This is a genomic window from Bartonella sp. AP57NXGY (assembly GCF_042195805.1).
In the GTDB taxonomy this organism is placed as follows: Bacteria; Pseudomonadota; Alphaproteobacteria; order Rhizobiales; family Rhizobiaceae; genus Bartonella.
This window is the reverse complement of record NZ_JBHIOZ010000014.1, coordinates 24,192-29,810: the sequence shown is the minus strand read 5'-3', so window position 1 is coordinate 29,810 and position 5,619 is coordinate 24,192. Positions and strand designations below refer to the sequence as shown.

At 37.6% G+C, this 5,619-nt stretch carries 4 protein-coding genes; 2 read left to right on the top strand and 2 right to left on the bottom strand.

All coding sequences use genetic code 11. The annotated features are described in order from the left end of the window. Nucleotides 1-540: 540 nt before the first annotated feature. Nucleotides 541-2,850, bottom strand: a complete 2,310-nt coding sequence (uvrB, locus tag ACFIL8_RS03395) for an excinuclease ABC subunit UvrB (RefSeq protein ID WP_375612972.1) — start codon at nucleotides 2,848-2,850, stop codon at nucleotides 541-543. A 258-nt stretch (nucleotides 2,851-3,108) separates the two neighbouring features. Next, nucleotides 3,109-3,423, bottom strand: coding sequence for an SH3 domain-containing protein (locus ACFIL8_RS03390; protein ID WP_375612971.1), 315 nt, complete (start codon nucleotides 3,421-3,423; stop codon nucleotides 3,109-3,111). A 338-nt stretch (nucleotides 3,424-3,761) separates the two neighbouring features. Here ACFIL8_RS03390 and greA point away from each other — a divergent pair, with 338 nt between their 5' ends. Then, nucleotides 3,762-4,235 carry a transcription elongation factor GreA gene (gene greA / locus ACFIL8_RS03385; RefSeq protein WP_007347010.1) on the top strand — a complete coding sequence of 158 codons (474 nt, stop codon included), beginning with the start codon at nucleotides 3,762-3,764 and terminating at the stop codon, nucleotides 4,233-4,235. A gap of 17 nt (nucleotides 4,236-4,252) precedes the next feature. After that, nucleotides 4,253-5,311, top strand: a complete 1,059-nt coding sequence (locus ACFIL8_RS03380; RefSeq protein ID WP_375628658.1) for a glycosyltransferase family 4 protein — start codon at nucleotides 4,253-4,255, stop codon at nucleotides 5,309-5,311. Nucleotides 5,312-5,619 lie beyond the last annotated feature (308 nt).

Genomic DNA, 5,619 nt, shown 5'->3' with positions numbered 1-5,619 from the left:
AAAAAAATAAAAATTTATTTAGTTAAATCTATCGCGGAGACAGTAAAATGAAATCATAACAGAATTTTGATTTCAATTAATGTACTCTGCTTGAGGTTAATTAATAAGTTTGTATTGAGAGTCCACGATTTTTTACTATGGAATATAAACTCTTTATTTAGGGATAATTTTTTATTGTTTGGTACAATATGAATTGAACAATAGGGATATGAATAAAAGTTATCATTTTTTATCATAGGCTTATGGTTCTATGAGAAAGTCTTATTTTACGTTATTTGTGTTATAGGACAGTGTCCTATTTGAATATTTTCTTGTAAGGATAAATAATATTGAGTTAGATATCAGAGTATAACTGTATAAAGATAATATATTTTAGAAAATTTTTATAAAATGTTCTCTCTCATGTTGTTTTAGACAAATTGAAGCACCCTTGATGTTGGAGGTTGTCTATTTTTCGGATAACGCTGTTTGCTTTTGAGCTTTCGTCTTTTTTTAGAAGAACTGAAGATTATTTTATGCGGTTTGAAATTTTTTGCTCCTTCATTGATTGCGTTTTTTTCGTTTTATTGTTGCTTGATTAGGGGTATTTTTACGAGATTTTCCTTTTTGATTTTCCAAAATACCAGTGTCCATGGTTGGTCCCATGTGTGCAAGGTTTGGTTTGGAGAAAAGACTTGGTTGTAATACGCGCTCATGGGTGGATTGTTCGCTATGATGTGTTAAGGGATTTTCCGCGAGTTCTAGTTCTATCTTTTGTAATTGTTTGATTTCATCGCGAAGGTGTGCTGCTTCTTCAAAATTAAGATCAGCAGCTGCTTCATGCATTAATTTTTCGAGGTGTTTAATATGAGATGCTAAATTGTTGCCAACCATATTTTTTTTCTCGATGACATCAGGGATATTTGTACGAATATGGTTGTTTTCATAGCCTGAATTGAGAATATCTCCGATATTTTTTTTGATACTTTTCGGTGTGATATGGTGTTCTTCATTATAGGCTATTTGTTTTTGTCGACGTCTTTGTGTCTCCTGTAAGGCTCGTTTTATGGAACCAGTGATCGTATCTGCATAGAGGATAACACGGCCATCTACGTTACGTGCAGCACGTCCGATTGTTTGTATGAGGGAAGTTTCAGAGCGCAAAAAGCCCTCTTTATCGGCATCTAGAATGGCAACAAAACCACATTCTGGAATATCTAAGCCTTCTCGGAGCAAGTTGATACCGATGAGGACATCAAAGGTGCCAAGCCGAAGATCGCGTAGAATTTCAATGCGTTCTAATGTATCAATGTCGGAATGCATATAGCGTACACGAATACCTTGTTCGTGGAGATATTCCGTTAAATCTTCGGCCATACGCTTGGTTAGGACGGTCACTAGTGTGCGGTAGCCTTTTTGAATTGTTTTACGAATTTCATTCACAACATCATCGACTTGATTTTTGGCTGGACGAACCTCTGTTGGTGGGTCAACAAGCCCTGTGGGGCGAATAACTTGTTCTGCAAAAGTACCGTGAGATTGTTCTATTTCCCACCGTCCAGGTGTTGCGGAGACAGCAATCGTTTGTGGGCGCATAGCATCCCATTCTTCAAAGCGCAAAGGACGGTTATCCATACAAGAAGGGAGGCGAAAACCATATTCTGCTAAGGTTGCTTTTCTGCGAAAATCACCTCGGTACATACCACCAATTTGGGGAATGGTTACATGGCTTTCATCGATAAAAACAAGAGAATTGAGTGGAATATATTCGAATAAAGTTGGGGGTGGTTCACCGGGATTTCGTCCTGTTAAATAACGTGAATAATTTTCAATTCCCGGACATGAACCGGTGGTTTCCAACATTTCCAAATCAAAAACTGTACGTTGTTCTAAACGTTGTGCTTCTAAAAGACGTCCAGCTTCGTTCAACTCATCGAGGCGTTGAACGAGTTCCATTTTGATAGATTTCATCGCTTGGTTAAGTGTTGGGCGTGGTATTACGTAGTGTGAGTTGGCATAAATTTTAATTGATTGAAGATCGCCTGTTTTTTGTCCGGTGAGAGGATCAAATTCCGTAATTGTTTCCACTTCATCGCCAAAGAGCGAAATACGCCAAGCACGATCTTCGAGGTGGGCAGGGAAAATTTCGATTGTATCCCCTCGTACACGAAAGGAACCACGAACGAAGTTGATATCTTGTCGATAATACTGTTGAGAGACTAAATCAGCCAAGAGTTTTCGTTGATTGAGTTTGTCCCCTTTTTCTATTTCGAAGGTCATGGCCGTATAGGTTTCTACGGAACCAATTCCGTAGATGCAGGAGACAGATGCGACGATAATAACATCATCACGCTCTAAGACAGCGCGTGTTGCAGCATGGCGCATACGGTCGATTTGTTCATTAATTGAGGATTCCTTTTCAATATAAGTGTCTGAGCGTGCAACATAGGCTTCTGGTTGATAATAGTCATAATAGGAAACAAAATATTCGACGGCATTATGGGGAAAAAAACTTTTAAATTCCCCATAAAGCTGCGCTGCTAGAGTTTTATTGGGAGCTAATATTAAAGCTGGACGCTGTGTTTTTTCAATGATATTGGCCATTGTATAGGTTTTCCCTGAGCCGGTAACACCCAAAAGCACTTGTGTACGTTCATTTTTTTGAATTCCCTCAACCAGAGTTTTAATGGCTTGAGGTTGATCTCCCGCTGGTTTAAAAGATGTTTCGAGTTGAAATGGAATACCACCTTCAGATTTTTCAGGACGAATGGGGCGGTGAGGTGTCCATAATGCACCATTCTTAAAAAGAGGATTACCTGAAGCAATAAGAGCAGAAAGAGCTTCTACTGTTGCAGTAACACCATTTTTCATTGTTGTATCCTTTGATAGAAAAGTGCTGGTGATTTTAAAGAAAATACTAATTTTTACAAATTTATTACGACAACAGCAAAACGTTATTGAACAGATTTATTTTGGTTTATTAGAGCTTTCATTAGGATATTGATCAAGTTTTTTATGAGACAAATTCTTCGAAGTATTTCTTTGGAAGGAGCATATTTGTGGTTGTTCGTGAACACTATTGCATTTTTGCCATGATGATATTCAAGAGGGCATAAGTTATTATAGCTGTTATGGAGAATAATCGGTACGTTTGGGCATTAAAGACATTGTATATGTGTGATAAAGATCATTTCCATCTTTAAATGAAAGATAACGAGATGACACCCAACCTATTTGAGTGTTATATCGGATATGGCACCAATTTCCTTCACAGTTTTTAACAAAAACTAATTCTCCAGCAGAGATTAAGCCGCAAAGTGCATATTGAGTGCTGGGACCTGTTCTAAAATTAAGATTTCTCGTAACAAAAGCATCTGCTGCCTCTGATATTGTTGTGGCTAAAAAGAAAGAGCCAAACATAAAAAAAATGACGATTTTTTTCATTTTTCTGTAAAGAATTTCTTTAGAGATTTTCTATCCTTCTCTCTTCATATTCTATATAATTTCTTTTACTAGATTATGATAAAACAGAAAAAAATACAATTCTTTCTTCTTTAGGACACTTTAAAGAGAAGAGTGAAGTTTAACGTTTTAAACACCAAAATGAGATGTTTTAATCACTATTTGTGCATGTTTTGTTTCCTTTATTTATTTTTATATGGAAAACAGCGATACTGTACTATATAATAAAAAAGATCGTAGTTTTCGGATTCCAAAAGTAATTTTGGAAGCCGTTTTTTGTATTTTTATTAAACCTTCCGTGTAATAGAAAGGGACGGATTATGGAAAAAGTTCCGATGACTACAGCTGGTTTTGAGAGTCTTAAAGAAGAGTTGCGTTGGCGTCAACAACAGGAGCGTCCGCGAATTATTGAAGCAATTTCTGAGGCGCGTGCGCATGGTGATTTATCTGAAAATGCTGAGTATCATGCAGCTAAAGAAGCACAAAGTCATAATGAGGGGCGTATAAATGAGCTTGAAGATTATATCGCACGAGCAGAAGTTATAGATGTCTCGCGTCTTTCAGGTGACAAAATAAAATTTGGTGCAACCATTAAACTCTTGGATGAGGATACTGAGGAAAAAAAAGTGTATCAGATCGTAGGGGATCAAGAAGCTGATGTAAAGGTTGGTAAAATCTCTATTTCTTCGCCTATCGCACGTGCACTTATTGGCAAGCAAGAAGGTGATGTGATTGAGGTGAATGCACCAGGTGGTGCGCATAATTACGAGATCATTAAGGTTCAGTACATCTAAATAACATATGGATTATTATGCGTGTATCTTTGGACGAAACTGAAATTATTGCGCCTCACTTTAAAAGGCGTTTGTCGGGAGTAACATCTACGATTATTCAGCTTATTCCACTGCAACGCGAACAGGGTGTGCGTATATCCACTTTGGGGTTTGGTTTACCACGAACTTTACCGACACTTGCCTTTAAGGACCTTTTCGGACTTTGGAAAAGTCCGAAAGGGAAGCCATTTCGTATTTGGCATGCACGACGCAATATTGAGATGCTTTGCGGGGTGTTTTTACGCGATGTTTTGCGAATGAAGCTTAAACTCATCTTTACTTCGGCATCTCGACGCGAACACAAGCCTTTTACCAAATGGTTGCTTCGTCGTATGGATAAAGTTATCGCTACTAGTGTATGTACGGGAACCTATCTAGAAGTGCCTCATAAGGTTATTATGCATGGAGTGGATATTAGGCGTTTTTCACCCCCCAAAATTCCTGATGATTACTTTCCAGCAACTGGGGTGCCAGGAAAATATGCGGTAGGATGTTTTGGGCGCGTGCGCTATTTAAAGGGTACTGATTTGTTTGTGGACGCGATGATAGCATTATTGCCTGACTATCCCGAATGGACAGCACTTATCGCTGGTCGGACTACAGAACAGCATTATGGTTTTGAAAAGAAATTACGACAGAAGATTGCTGAAGCTGGTTTAAACGACCGCATTATTTTTCTTGGTGAAAGGCTTGATATACCTGTGTGGTATCGCCGTTTATCACTTTATGTAACTCCGTCTCGTTTGGAAGGTTTTGGTCTGACACCATTGGAGGCAATGGCATCACAGACGGCTGTAGTGGCGAGTGATGTAGGAATTTTTAAAGAATTGGTGGTCGAGGGAACAGGAACGGTTGTTCAAGCAGGAGATGGAGCGGCTTTAACAGCAGCAATTGAACCTTATTTTGCTGATGTAGAAAAAACATTGGCAGCCGGAAAGAAAGCTTTAACCCATGTTCGTACTCACTTTCCTTTGGAAAAAGAGGCAAGCAAGATTGAAAGTGTTTACAAAGAACTGTTTGCAGAAAAAACACTTTGATTATTATATCAAAAATCTTTTTGAGGAATGATAAAAGTATTTTTCTTAAAGGTTTTTCATAGTCATTAAGAAAACAGCTCAATGATATAAATGTTATTTTACAAAATTTATATTGTCTTTAGTAGCACGCTATAAAAAGTTCTCAAAATTTTGGATAAAATATTAAAAATGTATACGCTTGAGAGCGATATGTAGTTTATGATAAAGCATACTAGGAGAGAAGAAAGCTACTTTTATTCATTGATATTTTAGAATAAGAAAATAATGCTTTAACTCAAGTCTGGGGATTTATGCACTATCTTATACGG

Bases quoted from the DNA above. Each gene is read 5' to 3' on its own strand.
- ACFIL8_RS03380 (WP_375628658.1), top strand. From the start codon at position 4,253: ATGCGTGTATCTTTGGACGAAACTGAAATTATTGCGCCTCACTTTAAA.
- uvrB (WP_375612972.1), bottom strand. From the start codon at position 2,850: ATGAAAAATGGTGTTACTGCAACAGTAGAAGCTCTTTCTGCTCTTATT.
- ACFIL8_RS03390 (WP_375612971.1), bottom strand. From the start codon at position 3,423: ATGAAAAAAATCGTCATTTTTTTTATGTTTGGCTCTTTCTTTTTAGCC.
- greA (WP_007347010.1), top strand. From the start codon at position 3,762: ATGGAAAAAGTTCCGATGACTACAGCTGGTTTTGAGAGTCTTAAAGAA.